The organism is Actinoallomurus iriomotensis (assembly GCF_030269445.1).
Taxonomy (GTDB): Bacteria; Actinomycetota; Actinomycetes; order Streptosporangiales; family Streptosporangiaceae; genus Actinoallomurus; species Actinoallomurus iriomotensis.
Map to the genome: position 1 here is coordinate 21171 of NZ_BSTJ01000013.1, position 16185 is coordinate 37355.

Genomic DNA, 16185 nt, shown 5'->3' on the forward strand with positions numbered 1-16185 from the left:
CGCCCCCGGCCCGGTGATTCCGTGAACGGACGCGTCCGACATCTACGGAAAGGTGCGTTCGGGCCTGTGGAAAAGCGCACAGGGGTACTCGCGTACCTCCTCATCTCCTTCGGCCTGTCCTGGGGGTACCTGTTCACCGCCCGGCTGTGGCTCGGGCTGTCGCTGGTCAACCCGCTGGTACAGCTGCCCATGGGTTTCGCGCCCGCCGTCGCGGCGGTGGTCGTACGCCGCTGGGTGACCGGCGAGGGGTTCCGCGACGCCGGTCTCGCGGTGCGGCTGCGGAGAGGCTGGTCGTCCTACCTCCTCGCCTGGGTGGGGCCGTTGCCGCTCGTCGCGGCCGCCGTCACGGTGGCGGCGCTGCTGGGTCTGTGGAAGCCCGACCTCACGCCGCTGGGGGCCTCCGGCCTGCCGGAGTGGGCGACGCCGCTCCTGCTGATGGTGGCGGTCGTTCCGCTCACCCCCGTCTACTGGGGCGAGGAGTTCGGCTGGACCGGCTACCTGCGGCCCCGGCTGTTCGCCGGCCGCCCGGCGGCGTCCGTCGCGGCGACGGGCCTGATCTGGGCGGTGTGGCACTACCCGCTGGCGTTCCTCGGGTACATCCAGTTCGGCGACGTCGTTCTCGGGCTGGCGGTCTGGACGATGTCCTTCATGTTCCAGGAGGTCGTGCTGGCCTGGCTCTGGGCGCGCAGCGGCAGCGTATGGGCGCCGAGTCTCGCGCACGCCGGGAACAACATGGTCCTGTCGCTGCTGACCGGCGAGCTCCTGTCGAAACTCGGTGCCACGGCCACCACGCTGCTCATGGCGCTGCCGATCGGCGCCGTCGCCGCCTGGATCCTGCTCACCGGCCGGCTCGGCACGGGCCGTCGGGCCGCTCCCCGGCCGGCCGGGTACGCGTACCGATGAGACCTGAGGTAGGGCCCGCCATACCCGAGGTTGGGGCCCCGGCCCGATGCCCGGACCCCCGCACCGGCGATGGAATCGCCTTCATGATGGTGGAACAGACCAGGCCGGGGGAGATGATCCGGCTCGCCGTGGAACTGCGCGGGGTGACCAGGGAGTACGGGCCGGGCCAGGCGCGGGTCCGCGCGCTCGACGGCGTGCACCTCGGGTTCCCGGCCGGTTCGTGGACGGCGGTGATGGGGCCGTCGGGCTCGGGGAAGTCCACGCTGCTGCACTGCGCGGCCGGCCTGGAGAAGGTGAGCGGCGGGCGGGTCCTCCTGCTCGGCCGGGACATCACCTCCGCGCCGGACGGGGTCCTCACCGTGCTGCGGCGCCGTACGGTCGGCTTCATCTTCCAGAGTTTCAACCTGATCGGTTCTCTGTCCGCGGAGCAGAACGTCGCCCTACCGCTGAGACTGGCCGGGAGCAGGGTGTCCCGCAAGGACGTGCGCGACGTGCTGGCGGCCGTCGGGCTGGGCGACCGGCTGGCGCACCGGCCACGGGAGCTGTCGGGCGGTCAGCAGCAGCGGGTGGCCATCGCCCGCGCCATGGTGACCCGGCCCGAGGTCCTGTTCGCCGACGAGCCGACCGGGGCGCTGGACTCCACGTCCGCCCGTACGGTGCTGGGCCTGATGCGCGGCCTCGTCGACGCGGGAGGCCAGACGATCGTCATGGTGACCCACGACCCGGCGGCGGCCGCGAGCGCGGACGCCGTGGTGTTCCTGTCCGACGGCCGGGTCGTGGACCGCCTGGTCCGGCCCTCCGTGGGCGCGGTCGCCGACCGGCTCGCGCGGCTGGAGGGCTGAGCGATGCTGCGGCTGTCGCTCACGACGTTCCGGGAGCACCGGCGGTTGTTCGCCGGTGCCATCGTGGCCGTGGCCCTGGGCGTCGCGCTCCTGCAGTCATCGCTGCTGGTGATGGCGGCCATCGCCGACGCGAAGATACCGCCGGGGCTGTCCGGCCAGGCCAGGGAGCGACTGCGGGACTCCTACGCGGGCGCCGCGACGCTGCTCGGCATGACGGTGCTCCTGGCGGCGTTCCTGGCGCTGTTCATCGTGAGCTCGACCTTCGCCTTCACCGTGGCCCAGCGGCGCAGGCAACTCGCGCTGCTGCGCCTGGCCGGGGGGAGCCGCCCGCAACTCCTCGGCCTGCTGCTGTCCGAGGCGCTGCTGCTCGGCACGGCCGGGACGGCGACGGGCGTGCTGGCCGGCGTACCGGCCACCTGGGCGCAGTCGTGGTCACTGGTCGCGCTCGGCTTCCTGCCGGGCGGTTTCTCCCCGCACCTGGACGGCGGCATCATGCTCGGGTCGGCGTGCACCGGGCTCGTGGTCGCGCTGCTCGGGGTGCTGGCGGCGGCCCGCCGGGCGGCGGCGGTACGCCCGCTGGAGGCCCTGCGCGACACCGGGCGCGCCGCGCGGGTGATGACCGTGTCCCGCTGGTTCTTCGGCACCTCCTCTCTGGCCGTCACGGTCTGGATGGTCTGGGTCGGGCAGGCGTCCGAGGTCCTGGGCGCGATCGTGATCGCGCTGGGCGTCTCGGTGATCGGAGCGGTGGCGCTGAGCCTGCTGAGCCCGCTGGCCGTACCGCTCGCGAGCCGGCTGCTCGGGCCGGTGCTGCGGTCGAGCACGCTCGGCGAGCTCGCCCAGGCGAACCTGCGGGACGCCGTGCGCCGCAGCGCCTCCACGGCCGCACCGCTCATCGTCCTCGTCGCCCTGGTGCTCGGCCTGACCGGAACGCTGGACTCGCTGGCCGCGATGGTCGGCGAGGAGCAGCGGCGCATCGTCGCGGGGGACCTGGTCGCGGACTCGACCGGCGCGGTCGCCGCGAGGATCGCGCAGGTGCCCGGCGTGGCGGTCGCGTCGGTCCAGTCCACGGTGCCGATCTCCGTGACGGGCCGGCACCGGAGGGCCGGCCGTACGTACCGGCGGACCCTCTACTCGGGCATCGTCGCGGTGGACCCGTCGTCCTACCGGCGAACCCACCGGCCGGCCCCGCGTGCCGGTTCCCTGGACCGGCTGCACGGCCGGACCATCGCCGTGGCCCCGGGGCAGAGCGAGGAGGGGTGGCGCCTCGGCGGCACGGTCACCGCGCGCGTCGGCGGGCAGCGGATGCGGCTGCGGATCGTCGCCCTGCTGCCACCGACCCTGGAGAACGGCGCCGACAACTTCCTCGTGCCCCGTGAACTGATCCCGGCCGCGGTCGCGGCCCGGGCGCCGGCGCAGACGGTGATCCAGGTCGCCCCGGGCACGGACCCCGCGGCGGTGGCCGGGCGGCTCCGCGCCGCCGGCGTCGGCACGGTGCGTACGCCGGCCCGCTGGGCCGACGACCGGGCCGCCGCGGAGGAGCGCGCGAACATGGCGATCTTCGCCGTCCTCATGGGCCTCGGCGGCCTGTACGCGGCCGTCGCCGTCGTCAACGCGGTGGTCATCGCCGGCGCCGAACGTACGGCGGAGTTCGCGGTCGCCCGCGTCACGGGCCTGAGCCGATCCCAGGTCGTGCGCATGGCACTGATCGAGGCGTCGGCGGTGACCGCGATCGGGCTGGCCCTCGGCGGCCTGGTCGCGGCAGGCGCACTGGCCGGCATCGGCGCGGCCGGCGTCCGCGCCGTCGGCGTCCCGCTCATCGCGGTGCCGTGGACCCCGCTGCTCCTGCTGGTCCCGGGAGCCTTCCTGATCACCGGCGCGACCAGCGTGTGGAGCACACTGTCGGCCACCCGCCGGCAGCCGGTCACCCTGGTGACCGCCCGGGAGTGAGCCTTCCCGCTCTGATGCGGGGGCCGGCAGGTCCGCGAGCCCGACGATCTGGCGGGCTCGCTTGACCTTGACACAGTGACAAGGCATTCACTGCGGCCCGGGAGGTGGTTCCGATGACCATGTCGGAAGAGGAGACGAACGCGATGCGCGCTCTCCGGGGGCTTGAGAACAGCAGTTCGTCGGTGCGGCTGAAGGCGGCGATGGCGGTCGGCACGACCCCGGACCCGAGGTTCGTCGACAAGCTGATCGAACGGTGCGCGATCGAGCCCGAGTTCTTCGTGCGCGAGATCCTCACGTGGGCACTCACCCGCCACGAATCCTCGATGACGGTCCCGAAGCTCATCGACGAACTCCGTTCGGAGCGTGCGCAGGCACGGAGCCAGGCGTTGCACACGCTGTCCAAGATCGGGGATCGGCAGGGGTGGCCGGCGATCACCCGGGCGCTGCTGACCGACGCCGACGACGAGGTGGCGCGGAGCGCGTGGCGAGCGGCGGTCGTGCTCGTGCCCGATGATGAAGGGGCCGAGCTGGCCGAAGTGTTGACGACCCAGCTCGGGCGCGGCGAGCGTGAGACGCGGTTGAGCCTCAGCCGGGCGCTGATCGCGCTCGGGGAGGTGATCATGCCGGCCCTGCGCGTCGCGATGACGGATCCCGACCCCCGCGTGCGCCGGCACGCGATCGCCACGGAACGGCTGTGGCACGACCCGGAGGCCGGATTCGACTTCGCGATCGAGGAGGCGAAGCGGGTCGTGGCCCTCGGCGCGACCGGCCGGGAGGAGTGATGGGCAGTGTTGATCGGTGATGTGGCACGACGGTCCGGGGTCAGCGCCCGCATGCTCAGGCATTACGAGTCGCTCGGCCTGGTGCGGCCGACGGGTCGTACCGGGGCCGGTTACCGGGAGTACTCCAGCGAGGACATCCGGCGGATCTTCCATATCGAGAGCCTTCGGTCACTGGGTCTGTCGCTGCGTGAGGTCGGGCGCGCGCTGGACGACCCCGGCTTCACGCCCTCCGAGCTGGTCGACGAGCTCATCCGCCAGACGCGCGAACGCATCGCGGCCGAGACGGAGCTGCTCACGCGGCTCCGCCGGATCGGTGCCGCGGAACCCGCCGGCTGGGAGAACGTCCTCCAGATCGTCGCGCTCCTCCAGGCTCTGGGGTCGGAGAGCGCCGGCAGGCGCCAGCGTGCGGCCCTGTCCTCGGCCGAGGACGTTCCGGTGGAGGCACTGGTCGAGGCGGCGTTGAGCGAGACGGATCCGAACGTCGCCGGAGCTCTTCGATGGGCTCTGGCCCGGTCGGGCGATGACGGATCGGCACTGCTGGCGGAGGGTCTCGACTCACCCGTGGCCGAGGTGCGGAAGCGCGCGGTCCAGTCCATCGCGGAGATTCCGACCGGCGAGGCGACCGCACTGTTGCGGGACGCCCTCACGAACTCCGACGTCGTGGTCCGCAGGTGCGCGGCTCTGGCGCTCGGGGCGCGTGGAGTGGTCGACGCGGTCCCGACGCTCATCGACATGATCGTCGAGGAGACGAACGACGCCGACGCGGCCGATGCGATCAGCGCGCTGGCGCGTGATCCCGCGTTGGCGGATGAGATCGCCACCAGGCTCGTCGACCGCCTCGCCCACGGCACCGTCGAATCGTCCGCACGTCGGTGGCTGACAGAGGCGCTCGCGGACATCCCGGGGACCACGACGTCACGTGCCCTCGCGGAGCTGTCACATGACGAAGACCGTGCCGTCGCGCTCACTGCGGCCTACATCCTCAAGCTGCGCGACGAACGATAGAGGGGCAGCGGTCGTCTACCGCAGGGTCGCGATGCCGGCCAGGAAGATGTCGACGCCGGAGAGGAACTGCTCGCGGTCGTCGTGCTCGGGCAGCCGCGCCGCCGCCTTGTGCACGAACGGGTACTTGCCGGGGTCGAGCTCCGCCCACTGTGCGGCGATGGCGGACAGGAAGGCCGTCCGGTCCACCTCGCCGGAGGCGTGGGCCCGGGCGTTCGCGGCGTTCTGCCCGGCGACACCGAGGACGTAGTTCACCAGCGCGCCCGCGGCGTCGAAGAGCGCCTGCCCGGGAACGCCGAGTGCGTCGAGCAGTCCGCCGATGCACTCGTAGATCTCCAGCAGCGCGGGACGCCACGGCTCCCGGGAGAGTTGGGCGCCGACCCAGGGGTGTGCGTCGATCGCGTCGAACAGGCCCAATGCCACGGTACGCAGAGCCTCGCGCGGCTCCGCGTCGACGACCACGCCGGTCATCACTCCGGCGATGATGTCGTCCGTGGCCGCCGCGAGCAGGTCGTTCTTGTTCTCGACGTGGTGGTAGACCGCCCCGTAGCCGGTGCTCAGGCGGCTGGTGATCGCACGCAGGGTCAGCGCGGCCTCGCCGCCGGTGTCGAGAAGGTCGGTCGCGGCCTTGACGATCACCTCTCTGGACAGCCGATCCGCGCGCCGCTGAGTCCTCTTCGCCACAGGCCCCATCATGCCACGGTTGGATCGCCGATCCAAAAGGGTGTTAGCGTGTTGGATCGGCGATCCAATCAAGCTTGCGAGAGGAAACACCATGACCACCCCTGTCACGATCATCGGAGCCGGTCTCGGCGGTCTCGTGCTGGCCCGCGTCCTGCACCTGCACGGCATCCCGGTCACGGTCCACGAGGCGGAGCCCTCGCCGGCCGCGCGCCGTCAGGGCGGGTTGCTCGACATCCACCCGTGGAACGGCCAACCGGCGCTCGAGGCGGCCGGCCTGACCGAGGGGTTTCGCGAGCTCATCCTGGAAGGACGCGAGTCGTATCGGGTCCTCGACCGGCACGGGACCGTGCTGCTCGACCGGCCCGACGACGGCACGGGAGTGCGTCCCGAGGTGCAGCGCGGCGAGCTGCGGCAGCTGCTGCTCGATTCGCTCCCGCACGGCATCGTCCGATGGGGCGGCAAGGTCACCGGCGTGCGGGCGCTGGACGAGGGCCGCTACGAGGCGAGACTGAACGACGGCACCACCGTCGTCACGAGCCTGCTCGTCGGCGCGGACGGCGCATGGTCTCGGGTTCGCCCGCTGCTCTCCGACGCCACCCCCCGGTACGTCGGCGTGTCGGTCGTCGAGACGTTCCTGTTCGACGGCGACACCCGCCATCCCGCCGCCGCGAAAGCGGTCGGCGCCGGATCGCTGTTCGCGCTCGCGCCGGGCAAGGGCATCGTGGCTCACCGGGAGAGCGGCGGAACCCTGCACACCTACGCACAACTGCTGAAGCCGCAGGACTGGCTCGCCGACGTCGATGTCACCGAGGCCGCGACCGTGACCGCGCGGGTCGTCGAGGAATTCGGCGGCTGGGCCCCCGAGCTCACCGCCCTCATCACCGAGAGCGACACCCCTCCGGTCCTGCGCCGCCTCTTCACCCTGCCCGTCAGGCACCGCTGGGGCCGTGTGCCGGGGGTGACCCTCCTCGGCGACGCCGCCCACCTCATGCCGCCGAACGGCGAAGGCGCCAACCTGGCCATGCAGGACGGCGCCGAACTCGGCCGGGCCATCGCCGCGCATCCCGACGACACCGAGGCCGCCCTCGCCGAGTTCGAGCAGGCCATGTTCGCGCGCGCGGCCGCCGAAGCCGCGGACGACGACCTCTACGAGGTCATGTTCGGTGATGGCGCGCCCAACAGCATGGTCGCCCTGCTGACCGGGGCCGAGCAGACGTCTTGACCCGCCCGCATGCCTCATGCCCAACGAAACTCCGATAGCTCGGATGTGTCTCATTGGGGGGCCACCAGAACAACGGCGGCCGAATCGTAACGCGACGTGAGCGAAGAATTACGAATTGCGGATCGTGTGTCGACGGTGGAAAGGCAGGAAGGCCCCGGCCCTGGCCCTGACCTGCCATTCGTAACCGGTGTCCGTTCACTGCGGTTGTGTGTCAGCCATCCGTAAGAGCGCTCTGGTTGGCTCTGGTGCTTGCGAGCCCCCGGGGGGATCGCCTCAGTATCGACAGAATCCTTTACAGAAAAGGAAACAGTGAATATTCAATTCAACAGAGCTTCGGGCCGGGCTCTTTTCAGACGCCGGACCGGAGTGTCGGTCGCCGTCGTGTTGTCCTTGTCCGTAGTGACCGTGGTGCCCGCCGTCGCCGACGTCGGCGCGGACGACCGGGTCGCGGTGGCGGACGCTCGCCCCGCCTGGGCGGTCGCCTCCGCGGCCCGGGGCCACGCCGACTCCGGCACGCGACTGAACGCCCGGGTCTACCTCGCCGGACGGGACCCGCGAGGACTGAACGCGTTCGTCGCCTCGGTGTCGGATCCGAAGAGCCGCGCTTACCGGCACTTCCTCACCCCGGCCCAGTACAGGGCGCGATTCGGGCCCACCGACGCCCAGACCACCGCGGTCCGGTCCTGGCTCGAGTCCGCGGGGCTGACCGTCACCGGATCCAACCAGCACTACGTCTCGGTGCGCGGCTCGGTCGCCCAGGCGGAGAAGGCGTTCGGGACGACCATCGACGACTACCCGGACGCCACCGCCAAGGGCGCCACCCACTACGCCCCGGCGGGGCGGGTCACCGTGCCGGCCTCGATCTCCTCCGCGGTCCTCGGCGTCACCGGCCTCGACAACGGTTCTCACCGGACGAGACCACTCGTCGCGAACGACGGCGCCGTGCGGAACAGCGCCACGCAACGGGACGACACCCTGCCCGGACCGCCCTCGGCCGTACTGCGGGCCGGTCCGTGCTCTGCTTATTACGGCCAGAACCCGGCGAAGGACAAGCCTCCGACGTACGGTCGCACCGGGGTCTGGACGAACTGCGGTTACACCCCGCAGCAGTTCCGTTCGGCGTACCGCCTGAGCAACGACCTCACCGGCGCGGGCCAGACCGTGGCGATCGTGGACGCCTACGCCTCGCCGACGATCGAGTCCGACATCAGCACCTTCACCAAGAACCACGGCGTCGCGAACCTCAAGCCGGGCCAGTTCACCCAGAGCCTGCCCAGCGCCTGGAACAGCGTGAGTGAGTGCGGCGGCAACTCCTGGTACGTCGAGGAATCGATAGACGTGACCGCCGTGCACGACATCGCGCCGGACGCGAAGATCGCGTACGTGGCCGCGGCCTCGTGCAACGTGGAGGACGAGCAGGAGGCGTTGAGCCGGATCGTCGACAACAAACTGGCCACCATCGTCACCAACTCGTGGAACCGGGACGAGGAGAGTCACACCAGCCAGGCCGAGCGGGACGCGTTCGAGCAGATCTTCAAGCAGGGCGCGGCCGAGGGCATCGGCTTCTACTTCAGCAGCGGTGACTGCGGCGCGGACGACCCGAACACCGGGTGCCCGGTGTACACCGACGGCCCGTACACCGAGTTTCCGCCCTCCGACCCCTATGTGACCGCGGTCGGCGGCACCAGCCTGGCGGTCGGCTCCGACGGCAGGCAGCTGTGGCAGACCGGCTGGAACAACGTCGCCTCCAACCTCACCCCGGACGGCACCGCCTGGACTCCCGAGCCGGGCACCGGCTACCCGTCGACGTACCTCAGCGGCGCCGGCGGTGGCACCAGCGTCCTGTATCCCCAGCCGTCGTACCAGGCGAACGTGGTGCCCGAGAGCCTGTCGAAGACCCTGCCGAACGGCAAGCCGCTGACCAGCCCGATGCGGGTGGTGCCGGACGTGGCCGCGGACGCGGACAACAACACGGGCATCCTCGCCGGTTCGACGCAACACTTCCCCGACGGCACGGACCGCTACCACGAGACCCGGTGGGGCGGCACCAGCCTGGCCGCGCCGCTCTTCGCCGGGATCCAGGCGGTGACCCAGCAGGTCATCGGCGCGCCCTTCGGATTCGCCAACCCGGCGATCTACGCCCAGCACGGCACCGCGGCGTTCGATGACGTCACCGACACACCGGGCGGTCCCAACCTGCTCCTCGGCGTGGTCCGCAACGACTACACCAACCCCTCCGACCCGAACAGCCCGCTCATCACCCGGGCCCAGACCTTCGGCCACAACGGCCTGACCCACGCGACCACCGGTTACGACAATGTGACCGGCCTCGGCTCACCGGGCGCGAAGTACTTCACGGCCTACGGCTCCCGCCCGTAGAACCGGCGGCCCGGCCGCCCGCCCCCTCCGCAGGGCTCACCGAGTCCGCGGAGCGGGGCGGACGGCCGCCCGCCCGCGTCGGCCACCTTCCGACTTACCTTGCATTTCGGTTGATCACGACTCGGTGATGGCGAGGTCAGGTGGACCCTGCTGCGACCACGGTCACCGATGAGGTGTCACGTCTCGGTCGGTCGGATGGTGGGGCGGGGAGGGATCAGTACGGTGGGCACGAGTGCGATCGCGGCGATTCCGAACGTCCACCACAGGGTGTGGGCGAAGGCGTCGGTCAGTACGGAAAGTGCGTGCGGTGTGCGGGTTTTGGCGGCGTCGGTGAGGGTGGTGCTGCGATGCAGACCGGCGCGGAGGTAGATCTGCAGGATCACGGCCAGCGCCGCCGTGCCGACCGAGGTGCCGACCCGGGCCAGGATATTGGCTGTCGTGGTCGCCGAGGGCATTTCGCTACGGTTCAGCCCTTGGAATGCGGCGGCCATCAAAGGAGGGGCGATCATTCCGTGCCCCAGCCCGATGGTGAACAGTGAGGCGGTGAGCACTGTTGTGCTGGTGTCGGCCTGTAGTTGGGTGAAGGGGACCGTACCGAGCATCATGATGAGCAGCCCGGCCAGCGTGACGCCTCGTGGCCCGCTGCGGTCGGTCATTCGCCCTGCCATCGGCATTGTGAGCATCGCGCCGAGGCCGAACGGGGCGAGCAGCAGTCCGGTCGCCGCCGGGCTGCGGCCCTGGACGGTCTGGAAGTAGATCGGCAGCACGACGAGCAGCCCGAACACGGCCGCGCTGTAGGTGAACAATGCGGCCACGCTGGTGGTGAAGGCGCGGTGGCGGAAGGTGGTGACGTCGACCAGCGGACGCGTGTTTCCGCCGGCCATGCGGATCGCGCGGATCGTGAACACCGCGAGCAAAAGCAGCCCGGTGGCAGTGCCTGCGAGCAGGCGCAGGTTGTCGTTGCCTGCCTGGGACAGGCCGTAGACGAGTGCGGCAAGTCCCGGTGACAGCAAGGCCAGCCCGGTGATGTCGATGCGATCGCCGGCTTCGCGGTCTGGATCGCGCGGCAGCAGCCGGACGGCGAGCAACAGCGCGACGGCGCCGACCGGGAGGTTGATGAGGAACAGCCACCGCCAGGACAGGGTGTCCAGAATCGCGCCGCCGAGGACGGGGCCCAGCACCGGAGCGAGCATCGCGGGCACGGAGATGACCGTCATCATCCGGCCCATCCGCTGCGGTCCGGCCGCTGTGGCAAGCATGGTCTGGCCGACCGGCATGAGGAGCCCGCCGCCGAAACCCTGGAGGACGCGGAAGATGATCAGGCTCAAGACCGACCAGGACGCCCCGCAAAGCGCGGACCCCCCGATGAACAGGACCAGCGCTGTGATCCACATGGTCTTGGCGCCGAAGCGGCGTATGGTCCACGCGGTCAGAGGGATGCTCATCGACAGGGCCAGTGTGTAGCCGGTGAGCGTCCATTGGATGGTCGACAGCGGGGTCTGAAAGTCGTGCGCGAGCTTGTTGATCGCGACGTTGACGATCGTGGTGTCCAGGACCGTCATGATGGCGCCGACCACGATCGCCAGGGCGATCCGCTTCAACTCCGGTTCGATGGCGGTGGTGGCCGGTTGGGTTCGGCTGGTCATGGTCGGCTGATCTTTCTGACGGCTCGCTCTTTGGCTGGTGCCGGCCGCCGGGTCGCGCCGCCCGGCGGCCGGGCGCGTTCAGGCCAGTAGTTCGGCGAACTGGCCGGGGTTGAGATAGCCGCGGGACAGCAGGATCTTGCCGTCGCGGACCCGCAGGATGAGAAGTTGCGGGATGCGGAACCCGGCTCCAGTGGAGACGACGATGCCGACGACCTCGTACTCGGCGATGATCACTTCAGGGTCGGTGGTCTCCCATACCTGAACGTTCTCGAAGCCCTGGTACTTCACCGGGGACTGGCCGCCTTGGGCGTCCATCATCTGGCGGAGGGCTTCTCGCCCCTCGATGCGGGCCGGGGCGCCGGCCGGAGCGAACGGGATCTCGTGCACCGCGTTCTCCGCGTAGAGGTCGACGGCGGCCGCCTCGTCGGTGACGGTGAGCTCGTGCATCCGCGCGAGGACCTCGCGGGGAGTGAGAGTGGCCGAAGATGACATGCGTGATCTCCTGATCGAAGGCGCTGGGGATGAACGTCGCGTAGATCGCGTGCCGGGATATATTCGGGGTGGCGACCCCGGATCGGGAATATACGGGGTCCTTACCCCGGTTGTCTATCGAAGGGGCGTTATGGTCGCGGATGACATCTCTGGGCACGCTCGGGAACGAGCGAGGCCGATGCGGGCGGATGCCCGGCGCAACCGGGAGAGGCTTCTGGAGGTCGCGCGTGAGTGCTTCGCGACGGAGGGCGTGTCCGTACCGGTCGATGAGATCGCCCGCCGGGCCGGGCTGGGTGCGGGCACGATGCACCGGCACTTCCCGACCAAGGAGTCGCTGTTCGAGGCCATCGTGCTCAGCCATATCGCCCAGCTGGTGGACGAGGCGCGCAGTCTGGCCGAGGCCGAGGATCCTGGCGAGGCGTTCTTCGGCTTCTGCCTCGGCATGGTCGAACGCGGGATGAAGAACCGGGGGCTGGCCGAGATTCTGGCCGGAGCCGGCATCGACGCGAAGGCCAGGATCGCGGCCGAGACCGAGCAACTGGATCGAGCGCTGGAACGGCTGGTGGAACGAGCCCAAGGCAGCGGCCAGGTCCGCGCTGACATCGGCATCGCCGACGTGCGTGCCTTGCTGAACAGCATTCATACCGCCGCGGAACGAGAACAGGGTGACCGGCGGATGGCGCTGCGCATGATGACTGTCATCTGCGACGGCCTGCGCGCGAATCCGCGTTAGCGAGGAGCCTCGGCTTCGTCCGGGGCGGCTTTCGGCCGGATGTCCGCGGCTCGTCCCACTGATTCATCGGGCGCGGGTTCGGTCGAGGTGTTCCCGGCTGAACTTTCCGGTGCCGTCCTCGATGGCCGGGATCGCCGCTCCGCGGACGAGCCGGGGGCAGGCCGCCGATCATTCCTCCGCCGCGCTGGTCGTAGCGGAACGCATCCCGCGAAGCGGCAGCGATCTCAGGCGGCAGATGACGACGTGGATGCCGGTAGGCCGCCGGCCAGCGCACGTTCGTCGTCACGATCGGATCCGGGGAGGCCGCCAGCCGGTACTCCCACCTCACCAGCGCACGCCGCTCGCTCAGAGCGAACGACCTCCGGGAAATAGATCGCGGCTCTCCTTTCTTGAGTGTGAGTGACTCAAGCTTTGGAGGCCTGATGAGCAAGACCGTCACCCTGCCGGTGCTGCCGCTCGACGACGAGGTCGTGCTGCCCGCGATGGTCGTGCCGTTGTCTCTTACGGACGATGAGGTACGAGGGGCGATCGAGGCGGCGCGCACCACGGCGCTGCCGGATGACACGGATGACAAGCCGCAGGTGCTCATCGTGCCTCGGCTGAACGGGAAATATGCCGCCGTCGGCACGCTGGCGGCGATTGAGCAGATCGGGCGGCTGCCGGGTGGGGACCCGGGGGCCGTCGTACGCGGTGTGGCGCGGGTGCGGATCGGCACCGGCACCTCCGGCCCCGGCAAGGCGCTGTGGGTCGAGGGCACCGTCGTGGAGGACACCGGGCTCGGCGAGCGGGCCGAAGAGCTGGCCAGGGAGTACCGGGCCCTGGTCATCGGCGTGCTGGAGAAGCGCGGCGCCTGGCAGGTCATCGACATGATCCGCCAGATCGAGGATCCGTCGGTGATGGCCGACCGGTCCGGGTACGCGTCCTACCTCGACGCCGAGCAGAAGACGCAGATCCTCGAGACCGCCGACGTGCCCGAGCGGCTGGAGCTGGCGATCGGCTGGACGCGTGCGCACCTCGCCGAGCTGGACGTCGCCGAGACGATCCGCAAGGACGTCGAGGAGGGCGTGGAGAAGCAGCAGAAGGAGTTCCTGCTCCGCCAGCAGCTCGCCGCCATCCGCAAGGAGCTGGGCGAGCTCAGCGGCGACCCCTCCAGCGAGGAGGAGGACTACCGCGCTCGCGTGGAGGCCGCCGACCTGCCGGAGAAGGTGCGCGAGGCCGCGCTGAAGGAGGTCGACAAGCTCGAGCGGACCGCCGAGCAGTCGCCCGAGGTCGGCTGGATCCGCACCTGGCTCGACACGGTCCTCGACATCCCGTGGAACGAGCGGAGCGAGGACGCGTACGACATCGTCGGCGCCCGGGAGATCCTCGACGAGGACCACACCGGCCTCGACGACGTCAAGGATCGCATCGTCGAGTACCTCGCCGTGCGCAAGCGGCGTGAGGAGCGCGGGCTCGGCGTGATCGGCGGACGGCGTTCCGGCGCCGTGCTGGCCCTCGTCGGGCCGCCCGGGGTCGGCAAGACGTCGCTCGGCGAGAGCGTGGCACGCGCGATGGGCCGCAAGTTCGTCCGTGTCGCGCTCGGCGGCGTACGCGACGAGGCGGAGATCCGCGGCCACCGCCGCACGTACGTCGGGGCGCTGCCCGGCCGGATCGTGCGCGCGATCCGCGAGGCGGGCTCGATGAACCCGGTCGTGCTGCTCGACGAGATCGACAAGGTCGGCGCGGACTACCGTGGCGACCCGACGGCCGCCCTGCTCGAGGTGCTGGACCCGGCGCAGAACCACACGTTCCGCGACCACTACCTCGAGGTGGAGCTCGACCTGTCCGACGTGGTCTTCCTGGCCACGGCCAACGCCCTGGAGACGATCCCGGGCCCGCTGCTGGACCGGATGGAGCTGGTCTCGCTCGACGGTTACACCGAGGACGAGAAGGTCACCATCGCCCGCGACCACCTGCTGCCGCGCCAGCTCGACAAGGCCGGCCTGACCGCGGAGGAGGTCACGGTCGGCGAGGACGCGCTGCGGCTGCTGGCGGGGGAGTACACCCGTGAGGCGGGCGTACGGAGTCTGGAGCGGTCGATCGCGCGGGTGCTCCGCAAGGTCGCGGCGAACGTCGCGTTGGAGACCGCGACCCTGCCGGTGTCGGTGGGCGCGGACGACCTGCGCGACTACCTCGGGCGGCCCCGGTTCACCCCGGAGACCTCGCTCAAGGAGGAGGAGCGCCGTACGGCGGTGCCGGGCGTGGCCACCGGACTGGCGGTCACCGGCGCGGGCGGCGACGTGCTCTACATCGAGGCGTCGCTGGCCGACGAGGAGACCGGCGAGACCGGCGTGACGCTGACCGGCCAGCTCGGCGACGTCATGAAGGAGTCGGCCCGGATCGCGCTGTCGTACCTGCGCTCGCGCGGCGCGGAGATGGAGCTGCCGGTCGGCGACCTGAAGAACCGCGGCGTGCACATCCACGTGCCCGCCGGGGCGGTGCCCAAGGACGGGCCGAGCGCCGGCGTCACGATGACGACCGCGCTCGCGTCGCTGCTGTCCGGCCGGCTCGTACGCTCCGACGTGGCGATGACCGGCGAGGTCTCGCTGACCGGGCGCGTGCTGCCGATCGGCGGGGTCAAGCAGAAGCTGCTCGCCGCGCACCGGGCGGGGATCACCACGGTCCTCATCCCCAAGCGCAACGAGCCCGACCTGGACGACGTGCCGGCGGAGGTGCTGGAGCAGCTGACCGTCCACGTGGCCTCCGACGTCCGCGAGGTGCTCGACTGGGCGCTGGAGCCGGCGACGACCGGACAAACGGTCGCGGCCTGACATTTCGCCGAATGGCCTGATGGCTGCCGGAAGGGCGGTTCCGCGAAGGCGGGACCGCCTTTTCGTTTACGCCCCGCTTAGGGGCTTCTGCGCGACAATCGGGTTCGCTAGGCCAACTGAATCGTGAACAGGGGAAAGTGAGATGGCGGAACAGGACGAGCGCGATCCCCGCGAGGGCGCCACACCGGCCGGGGAGTCGCCGGCCGCACGGCCCGAGCCTCCCGCGCCGCCGGCCGGCGGCGGGCAGACGCCGCCTCCGCCGGGTCCGGGCGCGCCGCCGCCCCACGGCGGCGCGCAGGCGGAGTTCCTCGAGTCCGGCCGCACGGCCCCGCCGTACGTGGAGGGCGCCGCGCCGCCGCGGGAGTCCCGCTGGCACCGGTGGTCCTCGAACGGGACGGCACGGGCCGGCGCGCTGACCCTCGTGGCCGGCCTGATCGGCGGGCTGGTCGGCGGCGGCATCGTGGCCGCGTTCAACGACGACCACGGCTCTGACCACACGGTCCGTCTCATTCAGCGGGACGGCCGTGACTTCGGCTTCGGCCGGCGCGGCTTCGTGCCGCCGAACGGCGGCTGGGGCCAGTACCGCCGCATGCCGCAGCCGAACCAGCCACAGCAGCCGGACCAGTCGGGCACGCCGGTTCCGGTGCCTTCGCCGAAGGCGAGTGGCTGAGGCCGGTCAGGACGGGCTGAGGCGGAAGACGCGTGGTTCGCGCTGGTCGGCGCGTTCGAGGTGGGTGTCGTGG

13 protein-coding genes are annotated in these 16185 nt (G+C 70.9%); 10 read left to right on the forward strand and 3 right to left on the reverse strand.

The annotated features are described in order from the left end of the window. Nucleotides 1-66 precede the first annotated feature (66 nt). From QSK37_RS40940 to QSK37_RS40960, 5 genes are all read left to right on the forward strand, one after another. The gene (locus QSK37_RS40940) at nucleotides 67-903 is read left to right on the forward strand and encodes a CPBP family intramembrane glutamic endopeptidase (RefSeq protein ID WP_285632206.1); all 837 of its coding nucleotides are present in this window, start codon (nucleotides 67-69) and stop codon (nucleotides 901-903) included. A gap of 86 nt (nucleotides 904-989) precedes the next feature. After that, entirely contained in the window at nucleotides 990-1745 is a 756-nt protein-coding gene (locus tag QSK37_RS40945) for an ABC transporter ATP-binding protein (protein WP_285632912.1), read from the forward strand. 3 nt (nucleotides 1746-1748) lie between these two features. Then, on the forward strand, nucleotides 1749-3692 hold the full coding sequence (locus QSK37_RS40950) for an FtsX-like permease family protein (RefSeq protein WP_285632209.1): 1944 nt from the start codon (nucleotides 1749-1751) through the stop codon (nucleotides 3690-3692). Nucleotides 3693-3805: 113 nt separating this feature from the next. After that, nucleotides 3806-4474, forward strand: coding sequence for a HEAT repeat domain-containing protein (locus tag QSK37_RS40955; RefSeq protein ID WP_432705648.1), 669 nt, complete (start codon nucleotides 3806-3808; stop codon nucleotides 4472-4474). A 6-nt stretch (nucleotides 4475-4480) separates the two neighbouring features. Beyond that, on the forward strand, nucleotides 4481-5479 hold the full coding sequence (locus tag QSK37_RS40960; protein ID WP_285632211.1) for a HEAT repeat domain-containing protein: 999 nt from the start codon (nucleotides 4481-4483) through the stop codon (nucleotides 5477-5479). Between the two features lie 15 nt (nucleotides 5480-5494). On the opposite strand, the gene QSK37_RS40965 is transcribed toward QSK37_RS40960, so the two are convergent. Beyond that, nucleotides 5495-6160 carry a TetR/AcrR family transcriptional regulator gene (locus tag QSK37_RS40965; RefSeq protein WP_285632214.1) on the reverse strand — a complete coding sequence of 222 codons (666 nt, stop codon included), beginning with the start codon at nucleotides 6158-6160 and terminating at the stop codon, nucleotides 5495-5497. A gap of 91 nt (nucleotides 6161-6251) precedes the next feature. On the opposite strand from QSK37_RS40965, the gene QSK37_RS40970 reads away from it, so the two are divergent. Both QSK37_RS40970 and QSK37_RS40975 read left to right on the forward strand, forming a co-directional pair. Next, nucleotides 6252-7382 carry an FAD-dependent oxidoreductase gene (locus QSK37_RS40970; protein ID WP_285632217.1) on the forward strand — a complete coding sequence of 377 codons (1131 nt, stop codon included), beginning with the start codon at nucleotides 6252-6254 and terminating at the stop codon, nucleotides 7380-7382. A gap of 399 nt (nucleotides 7383-7781) precedes the next feature. Beyond that, nucleotides 7782-9761, forward strand: a complete 1980-nt coding sequence (locus QSK37_RS40975; protein WP_285632918.1) for a S53 family peptidase — start codon at nucleotides 7782-7784, stop codon at nucleotides 9759-9761. Nucleotides 9762-9937: 176 nt separating this feature from the next. Here the strand turns inward: QSK37_RS40975 and QSK37_RS40980 are convergent, their stop codons facing one another. Together QSK37_RS40980 and QSK37_RS40985 are read right to left on the reverse strand one after the other, a co-directional pair. Then, the gene (locus QSK37_RS40980; RefSeq protein WP_285632220.1) at nucleotides 9938-11407 is read right to left on the reverse strand and encodes an MDR family MFS transporter; all 1470 of its coding nucleotides are present in this window, start codon (nucleotides 11405-11407) and stop codon (nucleotides 9938-9940) included. Between the two features lie 78 nt (nucleotides 11408-11485). Further along, complete coding sequence (locus tag QSK37_RS40985) at nucleotides 11486-11899, reverse strand: nuclear transport factor 2 family protein (RefSeq protein WP_285632223.1); 414 nt, start codon at nucleotides 11897-11899, stop codon at nucleotides 11486-11488. Between the two features lie 178 nt (nucleotides 11900-12077). On the opposite strand from QSK37_RS40985, the gene QSK37_RS40990 reads away from it, so the two are divergent. The 3 genes from QSK37_RS40990 to QSK37_RS41000 all read left to right on the forward strand — a co-directional run bounded on the left by QSK37_RS40990 (nucleotide 12078) and on the right by QSK37_RS41000 (nucleotide 16112). Beyond that, nucleotides 12078-12632: a TetR/AcrR family transcriptional regulator gene (locus QSK37_RS40990; protein WP_285632226.1), complete on the forward strand. Its 555-nt coding sequence runs from the start codon at nucleotides 12078-12080 to the stop codon at nucleotides 12630-12632. 422 nt (nucleotides 12633-13054) lie between these two features. After that, nucleotides 13055-15442 (forward strand): endopeptidase La, encoded by a 2388-nt coding sequence (gene lon, locus QSK37_RS40995; protein ID WP_285576461.1) that lies wholly within the window; start codon nucleotides 13055-13057, stop codon nucleotides 15440-15442. 142 nt (nucleotides 15443-15584) lie between these two features. Beyond that, nucleotides 15585-16112: a hypothetical protein gene (locus QSK37_RS41000; RefSeq protein ID WP_285632229.1), complete on the forward strand. Its 528-nt coding sequence runs from the start codon at nucleotides 15585-15587 to the stop codon at nucleotides 16110-16112. Nucleotides 16113-16185: the final 73 nt, after the last annotated feature.